The sequence below is a fragment of the Agromyces sp. Y782 genome, assembly GCF_059445405.1.
This window is the reverse complement of sequence record NZ_JCAIUG010000001.1, coordinates 726715-745774: the sequence shown is the minus strand read 5'-3', so window position 1 is coordinate 745774 and position 19060 is coordinate 726715. Positions and strand designations below refer to the sequence as shown.

18 protein-coding genes are annotated in these 19060 nt (G+C 69.6%); 9 read left to right on the top strand and 9 right to left on the bottom strand.

All coding sequences use genetic code 11. The features are described from left to right. Window positions 1-100 precede the first annotated feature (100 nt). Window positions 101-1105, top strand: a complete 1005-nt coding sequence (locus tag AC1C2S_RS03360) for an NAD(P)-dependent alcohol dehydrogenase (RefSeq protein ID WP_495351121.1) — start codon at window positions 101-103, stop codon at window positions 1103-1105. Window positions 1106-1166: 61 nt separating this feature from the next. Here the strand turns inward: AC1C2S_RS03360 and AC1C2S_RS03355 are convergent, their stop codons facing one another. Together AC1C2S_RS03355 and AC1C2S_RS03350 are read right to left on the bottom strand one after the other, a co-directional pair. Further along, on the bottom strand, window positions 1167-1796 hold the full coding sequence (locus AC1C2S_RS03355; protein ID WP_495351120.1) for a dihydrofolate reductase family protein: 630 nt from the start codon (window positions 1794-1796) through the stop codon (window positions 1167-1169). 126 nt (window positions 1797-1922) lie between these two features. Further along, window positions 1923-2975, bottom strand: a complete 1053-nt coding sequence (locus AC1C2S_RS03350) for a LacI family DNA-binding transcriptional regulator (protein WP_495351119.1) — start codon at window positions 2973-2975, stop codon at window positions 1923-1925. A 105-nt stretch (window positions 2976-3080) separates the two neighbouring features. Here AC1C2S_RS03350 and AC1C2S_RS03345 point away from each other — a divergent pair, with 105 nt between their 5' ends. The 4 genes from AC1C2S_RS03345 (at window position 3081) to AC1C2S_RS03330 (ending at window position 8296) form a co-directional block, all read left to right on the top strand. Next, window positions 3081-4019, top strand: coding sequence for a carbohydrate ABC transporter permease (locus AC1C2S_RS03345; RefSeq protein ID WP_495351118.1), 939 nt, complete (start codon window positions 3081-3083; stop codon window positions 4017-4019). Further along, window positions 4016-4966: a carbohydrate ABC transporter permease gene (locus AC1C2S_RS03340; protein ID WP_495351117.1), complete on the top strand. Its 951-nt coding sequence runs from the start codon at window positions 4016-4018 to the stop codon at window positions 4964-4966. The genes AC1C2S_RS03345 and AC1C2S_RS03340 overlap by 4 nt, the downstream gene beginning before the upstream one ends. 91 nt (window positions 4967-5057) lie before the next feature. Continuing rightward, window positions 5058-6404 carry an ABC transporter substrate-binding protein gene (locus tag AC1C2S_RS03335; protein WP_495351116.1) on the top strand — a complete coding sequence of 449 codons (1347 nt, stop codon included), beginning with the start codon at window positions 5058-5060 and terminating at the stop codon, window positions 6402-6404. A gap of 101 nt (window positions 6405-6505) precedes the next feature. After that, window positions 6506-8296 (top strand): glycoside hydrolase family 35 protein, encoded by a 1791-nt coding sequence (locus AC1C2S_RS03330; protein ID WP_495351115.1) that lies wholly within the window; start codon window positions 6506-6508, stop codon window positions 8294-8296. A gap of 36 nt (window positions 8297-8332) precedes the next feature. On the opposite strand, the gene AC1C2S_RS03325 is transcribed toward AC1C2S_RS03330, so the two are convergent. Beyond that, window positions 8333-9280 (bottom strand): NAD(P)/FAD-dependent oxidoreductase, encoded by a 948-nt coding sequence (locus tag AC1C2S_RS03325; RefSeq protein ID WP_495351114.1) that lies wholly within the window; start codon window positions 9278-9280, stop codon window positions 8333-8335. Between the two features lie 67 nt (window positions 9281-9347). On the opposite strand from AC1C2S_RS03325, the gene AC1C2S_RS03320 reads away from it, so the two are divergent. Beyond that, window positions 9348-9938 carry a helix-turn-helix domain-containing protein gene (locus AC1C2S_RS03320; protein ID WP_495351113.1) on the top strand — a complete coding sequence of 197 codons (591 nt, stop codon included), beginning with the start codon at window positions 9348-9350 and terminating at the stop codon, window positions 9936-9938. Between the two features lie 96 nt (window positions 9939-10034). Here AC1C2S_RS03320 and AC1C2S_RS03315 read toward each other — a convergent pair whose 3' ends face one another. The 5 genes from AC1C2S_RS03315 to AC1C2S_RS03295 form a co-directional block, all read right to left on the bottom strand. Continuing rightward, entirely contained in the window at window positions 10035-10553 is a 519-nt protein-coding gene (locus AC1C2S_RS03315) for a gluconokinase (RefSeq protein WP_495351112.1), read from the bottom strand. A gap of 36 nt (window positions 10554-10589) precedes the next feature. Beyond that, window positions 10590-12752 carry an ATP-binding protein gene (locus tag AC1C2S_RS03310; protein ID WP_495351111.1) on the bottom strand — a complete coding sequence of 721 codons (2163 nt, stop codon included), beginning with the start codon at window positions 12750-12752 and terminating at the stop codon, window positions 10590-10592. Between the two features lie 71 nt (window positions 12753-12823). Continuing rightward, window positions 12824-13063: a hypothetical protein gene (locus AC1C2S_RS03305; protein ID WP_495351110.1), complete on the bottom strand. Its 240-nt coding sequence runs from the start codon at window positions 13061-13063 to the stop codon at window positions 12824-12826. Between the two features lie 31 nt (window positions 13064-13094). Beyond that, the gene (locus AC1C2S_RS03300; protein ID WP_495351109.1) at window positions 13095-13967 is read right to left on the bottom strand and encodes a class I SAM-dependent methyltransferase; all 873 of its coding nucleotides are present in this window, start codon (window positions 13965-13967) and stop codon (window positions 13095-13097) included. 140 nt (window positions 13968-14107) lie between these two features. Beyond that, the gene (locus AC1C2S_RS03295; protein WP_495351108.1) at window positions 14108-14482 is read right to left on the bottom strand and encodes a cupin domain-containing protein; all 375 of its coding nucleotides are present in this window, start codon (window positions 14480-14482) and stop codon (window positions 14108-14110) included. An 84-nt stretch (window positions 14483-14566) separates the two neighbouring features. Here AC1C2S_RS03295 and AC1C2S_RS03290 point away from each other — a divergent pair, with 84 nt between their 5' ends. After that, entirely contained in the window at window positions 14567-15559 is a 993-nt protein-coding gene (locus tag AC1C2S_RS03290) for an ArsR/SmtB family transcription factor (RefSeq protein ID WP_495351107.1), read from the top strand. A 100-nt stretch (window positions 15560-15659) separates the two neighbouring features. Beyond that, window positions 15660-16844, top strand: a complete 1185-nt coding sequence (locus tag AC1C2S_RS03285) for a hypothetical protein (RefSeq protein ID WP_495351106.1) — start codon at window positions 15660-15662, stop codon at window positions 16842-16844. A gap of 10 nt (window positions 16845-16854) precedes the next feature. Here the strand turns inward: AC1C2S_RS03285 and AC1C2S_RS03280 are convergent, their stop codons facing one another. Further along, the gene (locus AC1C2S_RS03280) at window positions 16855-17847 is read right to left on the bottom strand and encodes a helix-turn-helix transcriptional regulator (protein ID WP_495351105.1); all 993 of its coding nucleotides are present in this window, start codon (window positions 17845-17847) and stop codon (window positions 16855-16857) included. Window positions 17848-17908: 61 nt separating this feature from the next. Here AC1C2S_RS03280 and AC1C2S_RS03275 point away from each other — a divergent pair, with 61 nt between their 5' ends. Then, window positions 17909-19057, top strand: coding sequence for an epoxide hydrolase family protein (locus tag AC1C2S_RS03275; RefSeq protein ID WP_495351104.1), 1149 nt, complete (start codon window positions 17909-17911; stop codon window positions 19055-19057). Window positions 19058-19060 lie beyond the last annotated feature (3 nt).

The window sequence follows — 19060 nt, the reverse complement described above, 5'->3', positions numbered from 1 at the left end:
GTACAAGTCTGCTGACAATTCGAGGCCGCAGCTCTCGACATTCACCCGGATCCACGCTACCTTACGTTGTAAGTCGTACAACGTAAGGTAGGAGACTGAGATGAGCAGCACAGCTGTGGTGAACGGCACCCGTATGCGGGCTGCAGTAGCCGGCCGCTTCGGTGGCCCAGAGGTCATGCGAGTGGAGATGGTTCCGAAGCCCGCACCGAGGCGCGACGAGGTGCTCATCAGGGTGCACGCCAGCACCGTGAGCATCGCCGACCATCGCACCCGCAGTCGCGACCTGCCGAAGGGCCTCGGGTTCTACGGACCCATCGCCATCGGCGTGTTCCGGCCGCGCAAGCCGGTGCTCGGCATGGATGTCGCGGGCGTCGTGGAGTCCGTCGGCGCCGACGTCACGCGGCTCGCGCCCGGCGACGAGGTCATCGCGATGCTCGGCGGTCAGTTCGGCGGGCACGCCGAGTACGTCTGCGTCTCCGACCGGAAGGCGGTGACGCGCAAGCCCGCCAACCTGAGCATGGAAGACGCGGCCACCCTCGTCTTCGGTGGCCACACGGTGCTCGCGTTCCTGAACCGCGCCGGAGTGGGTGAGGGCGACGAGGTGCTCGTCAACGGGGCATCCGGAGCCGTCGGCACAGCGGTCGTGCAGCTCGCGAAACTGCGTGGCGCCACGGTCACCGGCGTGTGCAGCGGTGGCAACGCCGAGCTCGTGCGATCGCTCGGGGCCGACCGTGTCATCGACTACCGCGTCGAGGACTTCGCCGACGATGGCACGGTCTATGACGCGATCGTCGACTGCGTCGGCAACGCGTCGTTCGCGCGCGTCGAACGCTCGATCAAGCCCGGCGGGGCGCTGCTCATGGTCGTCAGCGACCTCGCCGGCATGCTCGGCGCCGCGCGCAACAGCAGACGGAGCGGAAAGACCGTGACGGCGACGGGCGCGCACGTCTCGGCCGATGACCTCGCGACCATCGTGCAGCTCGCCGATGCCGGGCGCTATCGGCCCGTCGTCGATCGCACGTACGACCTCGACGACATCGTCGAAGCGCATCGCTACGTCGACACCGGGCGCAAACGCGGCAACGTGGTGCTGCGCATCGCGTAGCCCGCGCTGCGCGCTGCGACAGCGAACTCCAGGGATCGGTGCTGAGGCATCCGCTCGGGGGTCAGGCTTCTGAGCGCTCCATCGTCGCCATGTCGAAGCCGGTGACCGGTTCGCCCGCGCGCTCGTAGACGAGCGAGATCGCCCCCTTGGGGTAGGCGACCGGCGGTTGGGCGAGGGTGAACGCCGCGGGAACCGTGCCCTCGGCGAACAGCCGCTTTCCGGTGCCGAAGGTCACGGGGTAGAGCCAGAGGTTGAGTCGGTCGACGAGATTCTCCTGCAAGAGGGTGCGCGCGAGATCACCGCTGCCGATGACGTGCGTCTCGTCGAAGCGGTCGCGGATGTCGCGTGCCTCAGTCGCGATATCGGTGATGACCGTCGTGCCGGCCCACGACGGGTCGGTCAGCGAGTGCGACGCGACGAACTTCGGCACCTCGCTGAACGTCTTCGCGATCGGGTCGTCTGGTGATTGGAACGGCCAGTAGGCGGCCCAGATGTCGTAGGTCTTGCGGCCGAGCAGCAGGGCATCGACGCGCTCGATGTCGGCGCCGATCGCCGCGCCCGACTCGTCGTCCATGTACGGACCCTGCCAACCGCCGTACGGGAACCCTCCCTCGAGGTCTTCCTCACGGCTGCCCGGCGACTGGTAGACCCCGTCGAGGGTGATGAACAGGTCGACGACGATGATTCCCATGGAGTGCTCCTTCGCATGACCGGCGACCGGATGCCGCCGCTGGAGATGTCGTTCGGGAAAGCGGCTGATGCCGCGTCCGCTCGTCCCATTCTTCGCCGCGAGCCCGGGGAGCGGAACCCCGCGAGATCAGTCGGTCGACGACGAGCCGTGCGGGCTCGCGGAACTCGCGCGCACGACGAGCTCGGTGGCGACGAGCGTGTTCTCGCGGCGATCGCCGCTCTCGACCTCGTGCAGCAGGGCCTCGACCGAGAGCCGGCCGACCTCGCCGAAGAACTGTCGCACCGTCGTGAGCGGCGGCCAGAAGCTCGCCGCCTCATCCATGTCGTCGAAGCCGACGACGCTCACCTCACCGGGCACGGCGCGGCCGGCCTCGTGCAGCGCGCGAAGCACGCCGAGCGCCATCTGGTCGTTCGCGGCGAAGATCGCCGTGACCTCGGGGTCGGCCGCGAGGGCGCGCCCGAGCTCGTGGCCGGACTCCGCCGACCAGTCGCCGACGAGGGGCGGCGGCACCTCGGCACCGTGGGCGACGAGGGTCTGCTCCCACGACTCCCTGCGACTCGTGGCCGAGTACGAGCGATGGGGCCCGGCGATGTGCCAGACCGTGCGGTGGCCGAGCTCGAGCAGGTGTTCGGTCGCGAGTCGCGCGCCGAGCGCCTGGTCGGTGTCGACGACCGGATAGGGAGTGCTGCCGATGGAGTCGACCACCACGACGGGCAGCTCGGGCGGGAGCACGACGTCGTTCTCGTCGAGGAGGTGCGCCTCGATGATGATGATCACCCCGTCGACGGCCTCTTCGCTGAGTCGATCGAACGCCCCCGAGACCTCGCCCTGGGTCGGATGCGACACGGGGATGAGCGTGATGGAGTAGCCGGCGTCGGCCGAGGCGATCGCGATGGCGTCGAGGGTGCGCATGTTGCCGAAGCTCGAGAGGGTGAACATGATCACGCCGATGCTGTGGAAACGGCCGCTGCGCAGGGCCCGGGCCGCGCTGTTCGGCCGGTACCCGAGCTTGCTCATCGCGGCGAGCACGCGCTGCCTCGTGTCGGCATCGACGTTGTGACGCCCGTTCGAGACGCGGGAGACGGTCTGGCCCGACACATTGGCCTCGCGCGCGACATCCGCCATCGAAGGGCCGCGGCGTCGCCCCGGGGCGGCATCTGCCGTGCTGGTGACCGTCATCGCTGCTCCTTCGTCTGGACCATGCCCACGATGGCGCATGTTCACGTCAACATGCTACGGTGACGACGAGTCATGTTGACGTGAACATGCACCGATTGGAACCAGATGACAACGACGTCCCTCCCGACACCGACCCGCGAGGCCCCCGCATCTCGGCCTCGGGGCATCCGATCGCGGGGCAGAAGCGAGTGGAAGGGCCTCGCCTTCGTCGTGCCGTTCCTCGTGGTCTTCCTCCTCGTATTCATCGCGCCCGTCGTCTACTCGATCTACCTCAGCCTCTTCCGCGAGCAGCTCATCGGCGGCAACGCGTTCGTCGGCCTCGAGAACTACGCCGAACTCTTCGTCGACCCGCAGTTCTGGGAGGGCTTCGGGCGGGTCGCGCTCTTCCTCGTGGTGCAGGTGCCGGTGATGCTCGCCCTCGCACTCATCGCCGCGCTCGCGATCGACAGCGCGCGCCTGCACGCGTCGGGCTTCTTCCGCATCGTGATCTTCCTGCCCTACGCGGTGCCCGCGGTCGTCGCCGTGCTCATGTGGGGCTTCATCTACGGCGACAACTTCGGCCTCGTCGCGAACCTCAACGACTGGCTCGGCTCCGACGTCATCGCGCCGTTCGCGCGCGACTGGATCCTCGTCTCCATCGGCAACATCGTCACCTGGGAGTTCGTCGGCTACAACATGCTCATCTTCTACTCGGCGCTGCGCACCATCCCCACCGACCTGTACGAGGCGGCCGAGCTCGACGGTGCCGGCCCGATGCGCGTCATCACGGGCATCAAGCTGCCGGCGCTCCGCGGAGCCATCGTCATCGCCACGATCTTCTCGATCATCGGCAGCTTCCAGCTGTTCAACGAGCCGAACATCCTGCGCACGCTCGCGCCGAACATCATCACCACGTACTTCACCCCGAACATGTACGCCTACAACCTCTCCTTCGCCGGGCAGCAGTACAACGCCTCGGCCACCGTTGCGATCGTCATGGGCGTCATCACCGCCGTGATCGCCTACGTCGTGCAACTTCGCGGCGCACGAAAGGAGGAGCGATGACTACTTCGGCCACGCGTGCCCTCACCGCACCGCCGGCGCGCGGCCGCGGCATCCGCTCGGATATCTCGCGCCGAAGCACCTCGCGACGACGCGGATCCTCACTGCGGCCACGCAAGTCGGTCGCCTTCACGCTGCTGATGTCGATCCTCGTGATCTACAGCCTCGTGCCCATCCTGTGGCTCGTGATCAACGCGACCAAGACCCAGAGCGGCCTCTTCTCGAGCTTCGGGCTCTGGTTCGACGACGACTTCGTGCTCTTCCAGAACATCTGGGAGACCCTCACCTACCGTGACGGCATCTTCGTGCGCTGGCTCGGCAACACGCTGCTCTACGTCGTGCTCGGCGCGGGCGGCGCGACCCTGCTCGCGACGCTGGCCGGGTACGGGCTCGCGAAGTTCCGCTTCGCCGGCCGGCGGGCGATCTTCGCCGTCGTGCTCGGCGCGATCGCGGTGCCGGGCACGGCACTCGCGGTGCCGACGTTCCTCATGTTCAGCCAGCTCGGCCTCACGAACACGCCCTGGGCGATCATCATCCCGTCGCTGATCAGCCCGTTCGGCCTCTACCTGATCTGGGTCTACGCGGTCGATTCCGTGCCGACCGAGATCCTCGAGGCTGCGCGCATGGACGGCGCGGGCGAGTTCCGCACCTTCTTCACGATCTCGATCCGGCTGCTCGCGCCGGGCATCGTCACGGTGCTGCTCTTCACGGTCGTGGCGACGTGGAACAACTACTTCCTGCCGCTCATCATGCTGAGCGACCCCACCTGGTACCCGCTCACCGTCGGGCTCAACCAGTGGAATGCGCAGGCCACGGGCGTCGCAGCACAGCCCATCTACAACCTGGTGATCACGGGGTCGCTCCTCACGATCATCCCCATCGTCGTCGCGTTCCTCGGGCTGCAGCGGTTCTGGCAGTCGGGGCTCAGCGCCGGAAGCGTCAAGCAGTGACCGAGCAGCGCTGCCTGACGAACGCACCCACACGCTCACCCGGAGCGTCCTGCCCCGGAACCGAAACCACAACGAAGTGAAGGGAAGCAACATGATCATCGCCCGAACCGCCCTTCGGCGGACCATGGCGGTCGCCGCGACCGCAGCGCTCGCGATCGGCGCGCTCGCCGCGTGCTCGACCGGAGGCGGCAGCGACAATACCGGCACCGGAAGCGCCGACGACCTCGACGCAGCCCTCGAGGCCGGCGGCGAGCTCACCTACTGGAGCTGGACGCCCAGCGCCGAGGCGCAGGTCGCCGCGTTCGAGGAGGCCTACCCGAACGTCGACGTCGAGCTCGTCAACGCGGGCACCAACACCGAGGAGTACACGAAGCTGCAGAACGCGATCAAGGCCGGCTCGGGTGCGCCCGACGTCGTGCAGATCGAGTACTACGCGATGCCGCAGTTCGCGCTGTCGGATGCCCTCGTCGACCTCGGCCAGTACGGGCTCGACGAACTCGAAGACGACTACGCCGCGTCCACCTGGGGCAGCGTCAACGTCGACGGTGAGCTCGTGGGCCTGCCGCAGGACTCCGGCCCCATGGCGCTCTTCTACAACAAGACCGTGTTCGACCAGTACGGCATCGCCGTGCCGACGACCTGGGACGAGTACATCGCCGCGGCGAAGCAGCTGCACACCGCCGACCCGACGAAGTACATCACCAACGACACCGGCGACGCCGGGTTCGCGACGAGCATGATCTGGCAGGCCGGCGGCCGCCCGTTCGCCATCGACGGCACCGACATCACGGTGAACCTCGCCGATGAGGGCACCCAGCAGTGGACGGGCGTCTGGAACCAGCTCGTCGAAGAGGACCTGCTCGCCGCCACCCCCGGGTGGACCGACGAATGGTTCAAGGGCCTCGCCGACGGCTCGATCGCGACGCTGCCCGTCGGCGCCTGGATGCCGGGCGTGCTCGAGTCGAGCGTCGCGGATGCCGCGGGCGACTGGCGCGTGGCGCCGTTGCCGACGTACGACGGCACCCCGGTGACCGCCGAGAACGGCGGCGGCGGCCAGTCGGTCACGAAGCAGAGCAAGAACCCGGCGCTCGCCGCGGCGTTCCTGCGCTGGCTGAACAGCGACCCGGCGTCGATCGAGGTCTTCCTCGAGTCGGGCGGCTTCCCGTCGACCACGGCCGAGCTCGAAGACCCGGCGTTCACGGGCTTCGAATCGGAGTACTTCGGCGGCCAGAAGATCAACGAGGTGCTGACGCAGGCCTCGGCCGATGTGGCATCCGGTTGGTCGTACCTGCCCTACCAGGTGTACGCGAACAGCATCTTCGGCGATACCGTCGGACAGGCGTACGCGAACAAGTCCGACCTGAACGACGGCCTCGCCGAATGGCAGGGCAAGCTCGTCGACTACGGCAACAAGCAGGGCTTCACCGTCACCGAGTAGTAGCCGCACCGCTGCGGGGCCGGCCGGGTGAGGTCGGCCGGCCCCGCTCGTCCCACTTCCAGCGCGGCCGACCCGCCCCATCACCCAGGAACGGATGCCCCGTGACCGCCCCTTCCCGCTTCGCCATCGGCGCCACCGACTTCGAACTCGACGGCCGGCCGCATCGCATCATCGCCGGTGCGCTCCACTACTTCCGTGTGCACCCCGACCTCTGGGCCGACCGCATCCGCAAGGCGCGGCTGATGGGCCTGAACACGATCGAGACGTACGTCGCGTGGAACGCGCACGAACCGCACCGCGGGCAGTGGCGAGCCGGCGAAGGGCTCGACCTCGGGCGCTTCCTCGACCTCGTCGCCGCCGAAGGCATGCACGCGATCGTGCGGCCGGGCCCGTACATCTGCGCGGAATGGGACAACGGCGGGCTGCCCGCCTGGCTGTTCCGCGACCCCGAGGTCGGCGTGCGACGCTCCGAACCGCACTTCCTGACCGCGGTGAGCGACTACCTGCGTCACGTCTACGAGATCGTCGCGCCGCGCCAGATCGACGCCGGCGGGCCTGTCATCCTCGTGCAGATCGAGAACGAGTACGGCGCCTACGGCTCCGACGAGGCGTACCTCGCCGAACTCGTGCGGGTCACTCGCGAGGCGGGCATCACCGTGCCGCTCACGACGATCGATCAGCCGACACCGCAGATGCTCACCGACGGCAGCCTGCCCGGCCTGCACCTCACCGGGTCGTTCGGCTCTCGTGTCACCGAGCGTCTCGAGACGCTGCGCGAGTTCCAGCCGACCGGGCCGCTCATGTGCATGGAGTTCTGGTGCGGCTGGTTCGACGACTGGGGCTCGCACCATCACACGACGGATGCGGACGGCTCCGCTCACGAACTCGAAACCCTGCTCGCGGCGGGCGGCTCCGTGAACATCTACATGTTCCACGGCGGCACGAACTTCGGCCTCACGACCGGAGCCAACGACAAGGGTCGGTACGCGCCGATCACGACGAGCTACGACTACGACGCTCCCCTCGACGAGGCCGGCAACCCGACGGCGAAGTTCTGGGCGTTCCGCGAGGTCATCGCGCGCTACGCCGACGTGCTCGACGAGACCCCCGCCGTGCGCCAACCCGCACCCGAGATCGAGGCGCCGCTGCTCGCCGGTCAGACACTGCTCGAGCTCGCACCGTCGCTCGGCGGCACCCGCGCGTTCGACACGATGCCGAGTTTCGACGAACTCGAGCACGACCGCGGAATCGTGTTGTTCTCGACGACGCTCGAGCGCGGCGGCCCCGGCACGCTCACGATCGGCGAGGAGGTGCGCGACCGCGCCTGGGTGCTCGTCGACGGCGCACCGGTCGGCGTGCTCGCCCGCGATGCGCACGAGCGGGCGATCGCGCTGCCCGACGCCCGCGGTGAGCTCGCGCTGCTCGTCGAAGACCAGGGCCGCGTCGACTACGGCCCGCGCATCGGCGAGCACAAAGGACTCATCGGCGGGGTCGCGCTCGACGGGGTCGAGCTCACCGGCTGGACGGCGCGCCCTCTCGACCTCGAGGCCGTGCCCGGGCTCGCCGCAGCGGTGCTCGGTGCGCAGACTTCGCAGGCCGACGCAGTCGCCGCTCCGTTCCCGGCCGGCCCGTTCCTCGCCGCCGGCGAGTTCACGCTCGAGGCGCCCGCCGACCTCTTCCTCGACACCTTGCACTGGGGCAAGGGCCTCGTGTGGGTCAACGGGTTCCTGCTCGGCCGATACTGGCGCCGCGGACCGCAGCGCACCCTGTTCGTGCCGGGGCCCGTGACGCGCGCCGGTCGCAACGAGGTCGCGGTGCTCGAGTTCGAGGCGATCGCCGAGCCCGTGATCCGCACGCTCGCGGAGGCTGAACTGGGCCACACCGAGATCTGAGTTCGAGCCGAGTCCGCGACACGCAGAGCGGCACGATCACGCGGCGCGCGCGGCGCGGATCTCCTCCTCGATCAGGTCGGCGTTGATCGCCGCGCCGGCGAAGTTGCCGCCGCCTGCGGCGAGCGGCACGGAGGCCATCGGATTCACGACATTGCCTGCCGCCCAGAGCCCGGACACGCTCGTGCGCCCGGTGGGGTCGACGCTGACCCAGTCGCCCTCGCCGAAGGCGGGAGCCGAGGCGGCGCCGAGGCTCAGCAGCAACGCATCGTTCGGCACGAAACGGGGGCCGAGGAAGATCGAGTCGAGCGGCACGACGGCGCCGTCGGCGAGGCGGATGCCGCGGAGTCGCCCGTCATCGTCGGCGAGCACCTCAGCCCACGGCCGATCTTCGACGGCGATGCCCCGAGCGGTCATGCCGGCCAGGTCGTCGGCCGCGACATCCGTGCCGTTCGTGAAGAAGACGACCGACGACGACCACTGCCGCAGCAACTGCACCTGGTGCACGCTGCGCTCGCCGGTCGCGAGCACGCCGATGCGCCGGTCACGCACCTCCCAGCCGTCGCAGTAGGGGCAGACGACCGCGCCGGTGCCCCATTGCTCGGCGAGGCCGGGCAGTTCGGGCAGCTCGTCGCGAAGGCCGGTCGCCACGAGCAGGCGACGTGCGGAATGCTCCTCGCCGGAATCGAGCGTCACGGTGAAGCCGCGATCGCCGCCCGCTGCGTCGGTGACCCGGGCGGCGGCGACCTCGCCGGCGCGCACGACTCCGCCGTAGCGCGCGACCTCGTCGCGGCCCCGCGCGAGCAGTTCGAGCGGCGACCAGCCGTCACGGCCGAGCACGCCGTGCATGTGCGCGGCGAAGCGATTGCGCGGTGCACCGCCGTCGAGCACGAGCACCCGCCGCCGGGCGCGCACGAGCATGAGTGCGGCGCTGAGACCGGCGCTGCCGCCGCCGACGATGATGACATCCCACGATTCACGTTGCATGCCTCCACCCTCGCGATAGTCTGCAAGCGACGCAACGCACGTTGCCGAAGCGGCAAGAGGAGTTCACATGGCCGACGACATCGACGCCATGCTCGACTCGGTCGCCCCGCGGCTTCGCGAGCTGCGGCGTCGCCGCGGCTACACACTCGCCGAGCTCGCCGCCGAGACCGGCATCTCGACGAGCACGCTCTCGCGGCTCGAGTCGGGCCTGCGCCGGCCCACCCTCGAACTGCTCATCCGCATCGCGACCGCCTACCGAGCGAACCTCGACGACCTCGTCGGTGCTCCGCAGATCGCCGACCCGCGCATCCACCCGAAGCCCTTCTACCGCGACGGGCGGGCCATCATCCCGCTCACCCGGCAGAACCCCGAGCTGCGCGCCTTCAAGATGGTGCTCCCGGGGTATCCGAGCGATCAGCCCGTCACGCAGGGCGCCCACGAGGGTTACGACTGGATCTACGTGCTGAGCGGCCGAGTGCGTCTTGCGCTCGGCGACGAGGAGATCATCCTCGAGGCGGGCGAAGCTGCCGAATTCGACACGCGAGTTCCGCACGGCCACGTGAGCGCCTCGAGCGAGCCCGCCGAGATCCTCAACCTGCTGAGCGTGCAGGGCGAGCGCATGCACCTCCGCACCGACGCAGCGGAAGGCGGGCGCTGACGTGCCCCGATGCGACGGGTCACCTGGATACGTTCGGTCACGGCATCCTCTGACCGGTGTAGAGCGAACCCAGAGCCGGCGGCCACACGGCGGCGCTCACGATCTGGGTGTGAGCGCCTCGACGTCGGGGCGGAGCGCGACGAGGGCCCGCTCGACGATCGCAGCGGAGTCGCCGGTGACGTCGATCGTGAAGCCCGCCTCGTCGGGCGCAAGGGGCTCGAGCGTCGCCAGTTGCGAGGCGAGCAGGCTCGGCGGCATGAAGTGACCGGTGCGGGCGGCCGCGCGCGCGGCGAGCAGTTCGGGCGAGCCGTGCAGGTGCAGAAACACGGTCGACGGCGCGGCGGCACGGATGCGGTCGCGATAGGCGCGCTTCAGGGCGGAGCATGCCATGACGATGCCCGTGTTCGCCGACCCGATCTCGGCGCCCACGAGGTCGAGCCACGGCCCGCGGTCGAGGTCGTCGAGGGCGACTCCCGACGCCATCTTCCGCCGATTCGCCTCGGGGTGCAGGTCGTCGGCGTCGCGGAAGGGCACACCCAGACGGTCGGCGAGCGCTCGGCCGACCGTGGACTTGCCGACTGCTGAGACGCCCATGACGACGACGAAGATGCCCATCGTCAGAGCCTAACCGCGTGCGCATCCGACGCGTGCTCAGCCGGCGACTGCGAGGCGCTCGCGGATCGCGGTCTGGTTCGCCTGATCACCGGCGGAGTCGGCGAACTCGAGCGCCCGCTCGAGCAGGTGGCTCCGTTCCGCCGGCTCCGCCCGATCGGCCTGCAGGATCAGGCTGCGCGTCGTGCAGCGCACGTCGCCGAGCCGGCGGAAGACGTCGACCAGTTCATCGAGCCCGCTCGCGACATCCGGTACCTGGAGCGTCTGCTGCACGAGCTCGGCGTGCGCGAGCTCATGCACGTTGCCGGCGGCGCGCGCATACTCGGCGCACTCGGCCGCCCAGCCGACGGCACGATCTCGATCGATCCCCGACACGGCGGCCGTGTGGGCCATCATGTATCGGGCATTGCTCACATGGGTCGCGTCGCCCGCGCGCGCATACCCGCGCATGGCCGCGTCGAATTCGGCGATCGCACGCGATGCCTCGGCGTTCGACGGGCCGCGCAGCGCGATGCCGCGCATCTGGTGCACGGCGGCGAGCTCCCACTCGTCGCCGAGGGCCTCCGCGAGCCGCTCCGCCACGGCGAGATGCACGATCGCGGCGTCGGTGCGACTGCGGTAGGCGTCGGCGATTCCGGCGAGATGATGGGCGGCGAGCTGCGACCGGTCGTCGTCGGCGATCGCGAGTGCCCGCTCGGCGAGCTCGTCGACGAGTTGCACGTCGTAGTACGAGAGCCCGTTGCCGATGACCAGCAATTGCTCGGCGGATGCCGCGGGCAGCAGCCGTTCGTCACGTGCCGCCATCGCGAGCGTGCGCACGCTGTCGACATCCGACCCGTATTGTTCGATGCCGATCGCGAGGTCGGCGGCCAGCACCAAGGCGCACGGATGCCCCGCCGCGAGCGCCCAACGTAGTGCCGCGTTCACCTCGGGGCAGACGCGGGCCGACAGGCTCATCGCCTCGGCGCTGTCATCGATGCGTGCACGAACGATGAACTGAGATGCGAGGGCGGCGTAGTACACCGCATGGCGTTCGAGCACTTCGCGCACGGTGGCGGCATCGGTGCGTGCGAGCACGAACTCCCGCATGACCGCGAGCAGCCGGAACCGGCGTGGGTGCCCGCCGGTCGGCACGAGCATCGAGTGGTCGAGCAGGCGCAGCACGACCCCCTCGGCGCCCGGGTGCGTGACGGCCGCGGCGAGATCGACGTCGAACGTTCGGGGGAGTGCGCCGAGTCGGCAGAGCACCTCTCGCTCATCGTCTGTGAGCAGGTCCCATGTCCATTCGAACGCCGTGTCGAGCGTGCGATGACGACCCATCGGCACCGCGCGGTCGAGCGTCGCGAAGTCCCGTTCGAGGCGCGAGGCGAGTTCGGCGAGCGAGAGGTGCCGCGCGCAGGCGGCCGCGAGCTCGATCGCGAGCGGCAGTCCGTCGAGCCGCGTCGCGATCTCGCCGGCGAGGTCGCGTTCGGCGGGGGTGGTGAGCTGCCCCCGATCGCCGAGGCGGTCGAGGAGCATCTCGGTCGCCGCGGCATCCCTACCTTCGATCGCGAGCGGCGCGAGGGTGTGCACTTGCTCGGCCGTGTCGCCGATCGGGGTGCGCGAGGTGGTCAGGATTCTCAGACTCGGGGTCGTCGCCTGCATGAACGCAGCGACCTCACCGACCATAGGGCCGACCCTGTCGATGTTGTCGAGCACGAGCAGGTAGGGGCGGGCGCCGAGGGCGACGGCGATCGAAGCCGAGACGTCGGCGCCCGGCGCCGACTCGAGGTCGAGCGCCCGCGCGATGCGGGCGACGACGTCGTCGGGCTCCGCGTGCTCGAGTTCGACGATGACGGGTGCGCGCTCGCCGTGGCGCCTTCTCGCGAACTCGAGCGCGAGCCGAGTCTTGCCCACCCCGCCGGGGCCGACGATGGTCACCCACCCGTGGTGATCGACGAGATCGGCGACGGCGCCGAGATCGGCGGCGCGCCCCACGAATGCGTTGCGCGGCAACCGAACGGATGCCTCGTGCCGGTCGCCCGCCGCAGCCATGAGCGCGGCCCGGCTGTCGGCGCCGAGCTTGCGGCGAAGGCTCGCCACGTGGCTCTCGACAGTGCGCACGGAGATGAACAACTCCGCGGCGATCTCGGGGTTGCTCAGGCGCCGCTCGATGGCGGCGAGCACCGCGCTTTCACGTGGCGTGAGCGGGTGGCCGACCACGACGCCCAGTGTATGCCCGGGTGTCGCGCGCCGCATCGGTGCTTCCGCCCGGGAATCGGCATCGGCCAGCGTCACGAGGCGATCGGGGTGGGGCCGCCGCTCGGGGAGGCGTGGCTCGTGGGGTGCACCGCCCAACTGAGGCGGCGCCGCCAGCGCACGAGGAACGGCGGCCGCGCGACATCCGTCACCTGCACTTCCGCCTCTTCTGCGGCGCGCTCCGCGATGACGCGGCGCTGCTCGAGCTCCCGCATCAGGCGTTCCTCGCCTCGGTGATGCAACTCGAAGACGAAGTAGTCCTCGCTCTGGTACATGACAGCTCCTTCGGGTGAGGCCCTGACCGCGTCAGGTTCGGCGAGCGGTGACGAGCAGGTATTCCCACTGCATCGCGTCGCCGGCCGAGCGGAGGCCGTGGGATCGAGCGAGTTCGACGAGAGCGTCGTCGAGGGCTCGCACTTGGTCGGGGTCGTCGGCGATGCGGCCGTACACGGCGATCGTCGGACCGTAGTTTCGCTTGAAGTAGTCGCGGAACTCCTCGGGTGAGTCGAACCGGTCGATGGTGACGCTCTCGCGTCGTGCGGCGAACTCGTCGACGTCGTCGCCGAGCAGTTCGCGCACGTGGTGCTCGTCGCCCCAGAGTGGTGCAGGCTCGGCGCCCTGCGGCAGGGGGGCCGCGAGCGGCTTCATGGTTCGGAACATCTGGCCGATGAAGCCGTCGGGTGTCCAGCTGAGCAGGCCGATGCGTCCGCCGGGGCGGGTGACGCGCAGCAGCTCGCCCGCGGCCTGCCGATGATGCGGTGCGAACATGACGCCCACACAGGAGACGACCGCGTCGAAGGCCGCATCGTCGAACGGCAGCGACTCGGCGTCGGCCTCACGCCACTCGAGCGCAGCGCCCGCCTCCTGTGCACGTCGTCGGCCGACGTCGAAGAGCTCGGGCGTGAGATCGCTCGCCACGACGGTGCCACCGCGTAGTGCGGCGGGGATCGCTGCGTTGCCGGAGCCGGCTGCCACGTCGAGCACGCGGTCGCCCGGGTTCACCCCGACCTCGTCGACGAGAGTGGCGCCGAGGCTCCAGATCAGGTCGGATGCCAGTGTCGGGTAGTCGCCCGACGCCCACATGTTGCGGTGCTTCGCCTTGACGGCCTGATCCGCGGAGGCGATCGCGTCGGGCGCGGCCGGGGCGGATGCGGTCTGAACTGCGGGTGAATCGGTCATCGTCGTCTCCTTGACGCACTCGAATGGGATCGGGTGCGGCAAGCGTGCGCGCGTTCGATCGGCGCCGCATCCGTGCAGCACACTGAGATTTGTTCAGTGTCAGTGCTGACCCTCGTCACGTTCTGCGGGAGTCCCCGTGGTCACTCGGCGAACTCCTGCTCGATGACGTCCGACGCGTGGATGCACACCATGCGCAGCCGCCCGGTTCCGCCTGCGACGAAGCGGTGCCACGCTCCGGCCGGAGCGGTGGCCGTGTCGCCGGCCATGGCCACGAGTTGCTCGTCGCCGATCGTCAGGTGGGCTTCGCCCTCCAGCACGATCCACGTCTCGGGGTACGGGTGGCGGTGCAGGCCCGGCCCCTGCCCAGGCTCGTTGTCGACGAAGAAGTACGAGACCGCGGCGCCATGTTCGCGCCCCACGAAGCGCAGGGTGCGGCCGGTGCCGATCCGGATGAGCTCCGCGGGGACGACTGGCGGCGTCGGCGCGATTTCGGTGGTCGGTGCTGCGAGGTCCATCGGGGGTGTCCTTCCATCGGGGATGATCGGCAAGTCGCTGAGAACAGGCTCCGCCCGCGGCATCCGACTCGATAGCATTTCGATGTGGATCGAAAGTTCGTGGACTTCCGGCTGGCACCCGACGACATCTCGGCGATCCGTTTCGGGGTCTCGCCCGGGCACGAACTGAGTCACGCGATCCGCGTGCTGCAGCGGCCCGCCGAGCAGCCCAGGCAATGGGGCTGGCTGCGCAGCGTGCGCGAACGGGTGCCGCAGGAGCCGTTCGAGCTCATGGCAGTGATCGTCGGCGAGGCGGGGTACTTCCCCGACTTCCTCACCGCGACGCCGAGCTGGGACATGAGCCCGGCCGACGAGGCCGCGCGGCTGCGGGCCGTGCGCCCGGAACTGCTTCGCGCCGACCTCACGAAGATGCTCGCCCGTTCGAGTGGCCACCGGCACGAGGCGATCGGGCGCATGATCGAGCACCCGCTCCGCGCCCGCGGCATGATCGCCGACGCGTGGGGCGAACTCTGGGAGTCGCTGCTCGACCCCGTCTGGCCGCACCTCGAGCGACTCCTGCGCGCAGACATCGCAGTGCAGGCTCGCCGCATCACGGCCGAGGGCATCGCCGTGATGGTCGCCGGACTGCACGAATCGGTCACGTGGCACAGCGACGCCGTGCGCGTCCGCATGCGCCAGCACAGCGAACTCGTCGACTGCCGGGGAAGCGGGCTCGTGCTCGTGCCCTCCGTCATGAGCGGCCTGGGATGCGCGGTGCTCACCGAGCGGCCGGCGCAGCCGACCCTCTTCTACCCGGCGCACGGCGTGACCGAGACCTGGGCGCAGGATCCCGCCGCGGCATCCCGCTCGCTCGGCGCCCTGATCAGCCCAGCGCGCGCCGAGATCCTGCTGAGCTCGCACGACCCTCGCACGACCTCGCAAGTCGCCGCCGATCGTGGCATCGCCGTTTCGACGGCCTCGCATCACCTCTCGGTGCTGCGAGACAGCGGACTCATCGCGAGTGTGCGCGACGGTGCTCGAGTGCTGCACTCCCGCACGCCACTGGGTGAGGCGATGGTCGGCGCCGCGATTCGCTGAGCGGATGTCGCGGGCACGTGGCGACGACATCTGTTCGCTCAGGCCGGATCCATGACGACCCGGATTGCCCAACCCCGTCGTGAACAGCGATACTGCACGGGTGACCCTCGAACCCACCGCGGGCCCGGCGCCCGAAGCCGTCGTGCCCTCCTCCTCTGCCGCGCCCCACTCGCAGCGCACCATCACGTGGCTGGTGATCGGCGCGGCGTTCTTCCTCCTCGCCGCTGCAGCGATCCTCACGACCCACACGATCGCGAACCTGAGGTTCACGTCGGCGGTCGCCGCCCACCGTACAGCGGTGGCCGAGGCGAAGGTGGTCAACGACTCGACGGGCGTCGTCGAAGCGGATGCCGCAGAGACCGCCGAGATCGCGACGTCGCTGCTCGCCGCACCCGACGGATTCGTCGACACCGTCGCCAAAGCCGATCTGTCGGCCGTGGCCGGCGAGCTCGGCGCGCTGATCGAGGGGGCCCCCGACTTCGAGGTCGAATCAGCTGAACCGACGGGGCCGTTGCCGCGCCCGGTCTGGTACGCCGATCTCGATGCCGCCTCCGAAGCGCTCACCGCCGAGACCGAGCGGTTGCACGACGGCGCCGACGAATCGGAGCGCCACGCGTCATCCGTAGCCGAGGCCGACAGTGCCACCGCCGATTCCGGACTCGTGTTCGTCGAGGCGATCGCCCCCGTCGCCGCCTCGATCGAAGCGGCGAACGGCTCGGCCCGCAATATCGAGCGCATCGACTTCCGCAACGCGGTCGAGCAGCTCGCGGGTGGAACCTGGGGCTACGACGCTCCCGCGCGGGTCGACGAATACGTGGTCGCCGCCACTGCGCTGCAGTCGACGCACGCCGCCGAAGAAGCCGAGAAGGCCGGGCCGCTGTACGGGCAGCGGGTCGCCGTCGAGGCGTACGCGCGTTCGATCGCGGGCGGTGTGCTGCTCGAGTTCGACTGGGCGCCGATCGTCATCGGCTACGGCGACAACGGCTCGGCGGGTGGAACGGCCACGTGGGACACCTGGGAGGGCGGACTCTCGACGATCACGCTCTCGAACAGCATCGCCGAGCAGTGGGGCGACCCGATCATGGTCGCGCTCGTCACTCACGAGGTGGGTCACGCGATCACCTCGAAGTGCTACGACATCGTCGGTGAGTACGCCGATGACAACGAGCTGTGGGCCGTCGCGTGGGCGATCGGCATGGGGCACACCGACCCCAACGGCAATGGTGAATGGCTCTACGGTCACCCCTCCGACGAGCTCATCCAGCGATCGATGTCGTGCCGCTGAGTTGACGGGATCAGTCGGGCGTTCGAGCCGCGCGGGCGTACCGCTCGCTGTATGCGAGCAGGAGCGGCCGCAGCTCGGCCGGCGAATCGACCGTGAAGTCCATGCCCAGCATGCCGATGTAGGCGGCGATCGTATCGAGACTGTCGGCGCCGGTGACGAGCACTGATTCGGTGTCGGAGACCGCTTCGACGACCCCCACCGTGTGGTTGATGCGCGCGAGCACGGCGTCGGCGGGTGCCGCGATGCGAAGGCGTGCGTGCACCTTCCACCCGCTCGCGGCGATCGAACGCATCGCGAACGCCGTGTAGTCCCCGCCCGGCAACGACACGGCCGAGAAACGGCGCCGGGTCGGCATGCGCGGTTCGATCCAGTCGGCCCGGAACGTGCCCCACTCGTCGGTCGAGGGATCGCGCCCCACGAGATACCAACGGCGCTGCCAGCTGAGCAGCCGATACGGCTCGATGAGGCGGGATGCGCCCTGGTAGTCGAACCGGAACCATTCGATGTCACGGATGGCGCCCGCAATCGCCGTGAGCACGGCCGCGTCGACCTCGGGATCCGGCGCGTCGGTGCCGTTGTTCTCGGGCGCGCGCTCGACGACGGTCGCGAGGGCTGCGACTGTCGGCCGCAGCCGCGACGGCAGCACCTGCTCGAGCTTGGAGAGCGCACGGGAGCTCGACTCCTCGACGCCCGAGATGCCCGTCGCGGCACGCAGGCCGACCGCCACGGCGACCGCCTCCTCGTCATCGAGCAGCAGAGGGGGCAGTTTCGCACCGGCGCCGAGCCGGTAGCCGCCGGCGGCGCCGCGCGTCGCGTCGACCGGATAGTCGAGCTCGCGCAATCGGTCGATGTCGTTGCGGATGGTGCGCGGCGTCACCCCGAGTCGTGCGCCCAGTTCGGTGCTCGTCCAGTCGGGCCGCGTCTGCAGCAGGGCGAGCAGGGCGAGCAGTCGTGTGGCGGTGTCGGCGATGACGAGAGCCTCTCGGAGGGCTCCGGGAAACAATCTCCGGGAACTGTTTTGATTAGGAACTGAACGTGCCTATATGCACCGTACCGTCGAAGACATGACGAACACCACCGCATCCGGCACCGACATCCGCCCCTTCCAGATCGAGGTCGCCCAGGCCGAGATCGACGACCTCATGGAGCGACTCGCCCGCACCCGGCTGCCCCAGCCCGCGCCCACCGACGACTGGGATGCCGGCACGCCGAACTCCTACCTCCGCGAGGCGCTCGACGCGTGGCGCACCCTCGACTGGCGTGCTGTGGAGGCCCGCATCAACTCGTTCCCCCACTTCGTGACCGAGGTCGACGGGCAGGACATCCACTTCATCCACGTGCGTTCGCCGCACCCCGGCGCGACGCCGCTGCTGCTCGCTCACACCTACCCCGGGTCATCCGTCGACTACCTCGACCTCATCGACCTGCTCGTCGACCCGGTCGCCCACGGCGGCCGCGCCGAAGACGCGTTCGACGTCGTGATTCCGGATGCGCCGGGCTACGGCTTCTCGAACCCGGTCGCCGAGGCGGGCTGGACCGTCGCCCGCGCCGCCCGCGCCTACGACGAGCTCATGCGCCGCCTCGAATATGCCGAGTACGGCATCCACGGCTCCGACAACGGCGCGCTGGTCGCCCGTGAACTCGGGCTCCTCGACCCGGAGGGCTTCCTCGGCCTGCACGTGCTGCAGCTCTTCTCGTTCCCGAGCGGCGACCCCACCGAGTTCGAGCACCTCACACCGCTGGACTACGCCGGGCTCGAGCACATGCAATGGTTCCAGTCGGTCGGCGGGTACAACACCATGAACGTGAGCCGTCCGCAGACCGTCGCAGTCGGCCTGAGCGACTCGCCCATCGGACTGCTCGCCTACAGCGAGCTCTTCAACTCGTTCGGCAACGGCACCTCGCTCGTGTCGCTCGAGCAGATCCTCACCGAGGTGAGCGTCAACTGGTTTGCAAATGCCGCGGCGGGCATGAGCCGAAGCTATCTCGAGAACGCCCGCGCTGCAGCCGAGCCGCAGGTCAGCGCCGCACGCACGGGAGTCGCCGTCTTCAAGGACGACTTCCAGACGATCAAGGTCTTCGCCGAGCGCGACAACTCGAACATCGTGCACTGGAGCCGCTTCGAGCAGGGCGGCCACTTCGCGGCGCTCGAGGTGCCCGAACTCGTCGCCGGCGACATCCGCGCCTTCTTCGGCGGGTCGCGCTCCGCCTGACGC

Excerpts from the sequence above, each read along its gene's own strand:
- AC1C2S_RS03360 (WP_495351121.1), top strand. The coding sequence starts at position 101 with ATGAGCAGCACAGCTGTGGTGAACGGCACCCGTATGCGGGCTGCAGTA.
- AC1C2S_RS03355 (WP_495351120.1), bottom strand. The coding sequence starts at position 1,796 with ATGGGAATCATCGTCGTCGACCTGTTCATCACCCTCGACGGGGTCTAC.
- AC1C2S_RS03350 (WP_495351119.1), bottom strand. The coding sequence starts at position 2,975 with ATGACGGTCACCAGCACGGCAGATGCCGCCCCGGGGCGACGCCGCGGC.
- AC1C2S_RS03345 (WP_495351118.1), top strand. The coding sequence starts at position 3,081 with ATGACAACGACGTCCCTCCCGACACCGACCCGCGAGGCCCCCGCATCT.
- AC1C2S_RS03340 (WP_495351117.1), top strand. The coding sequence starts at position 4,016 with ATGACTACTTCGGCCACGCGTGCCCTCACCGCACCGCCGGCGCGCGGC.
- AC1C2S_RS03335 (WP_495351116.1), top strand. The coding sequence starts at position 5,058 with ATGATCATCGCCCGAACCGCCCTTCGGCGGACCATGGCGGTCGCCGCG.
- AC1C2S_RS03325 (WP_495351114.1), bottom strand. The coding sequence starts at position 9,280 with ATGCAACGTGAATCGTGGGATGTCATCATCGTCGGCGGCGGCAGCGCC.
- AC1C2S_RS03320 (WP_495351113.1), top strand. The coding sequence starts at position 9,348 with ATGGCCGACGACATCGACGCCATGCTCGACTCGGTCGCCCCGCGGCTT.
- AC1C2S_RS03315 (WP_495351112.1), bottom strand. The coding sequence starts at position 10,553 with ATGGGCATCTTCGTCGTCGTCATGGGCGTCTCAGCAGTCGGCAAGTCC.
- AC1C2S_RS03305 (WP_495351110.1), bottom strand. The coding sequence starts at position 13,063 with ATGTACCAGAGCGAGGACTACTTCGTCTTCGAGTTGCATCACCGAGGC.
- AC1C2S_RS03300 (WP_495351109.1), bottom strand. The coding sequence starts at position 13,967 with ATGACCGATTCACCCGCAGTTCAGACCGCATCCGCCCCGGCCGCGCCC.
- AC1C2S_RS03295 (WP_495351108.1), bottom strand. The coding sequence starts at position 14,482 with ATGGACCTCGCAGCACCGACCACCGAAATCGCGCCGACGCCGCCAGTC.
- AC1C2S_RS03275 (WP_495351104.1), top strand. The coding sequence starts at position 17,909 with ATGACGAACACCACCGCATCCGGCACCGACATCCGCCCCTTCCAGATC.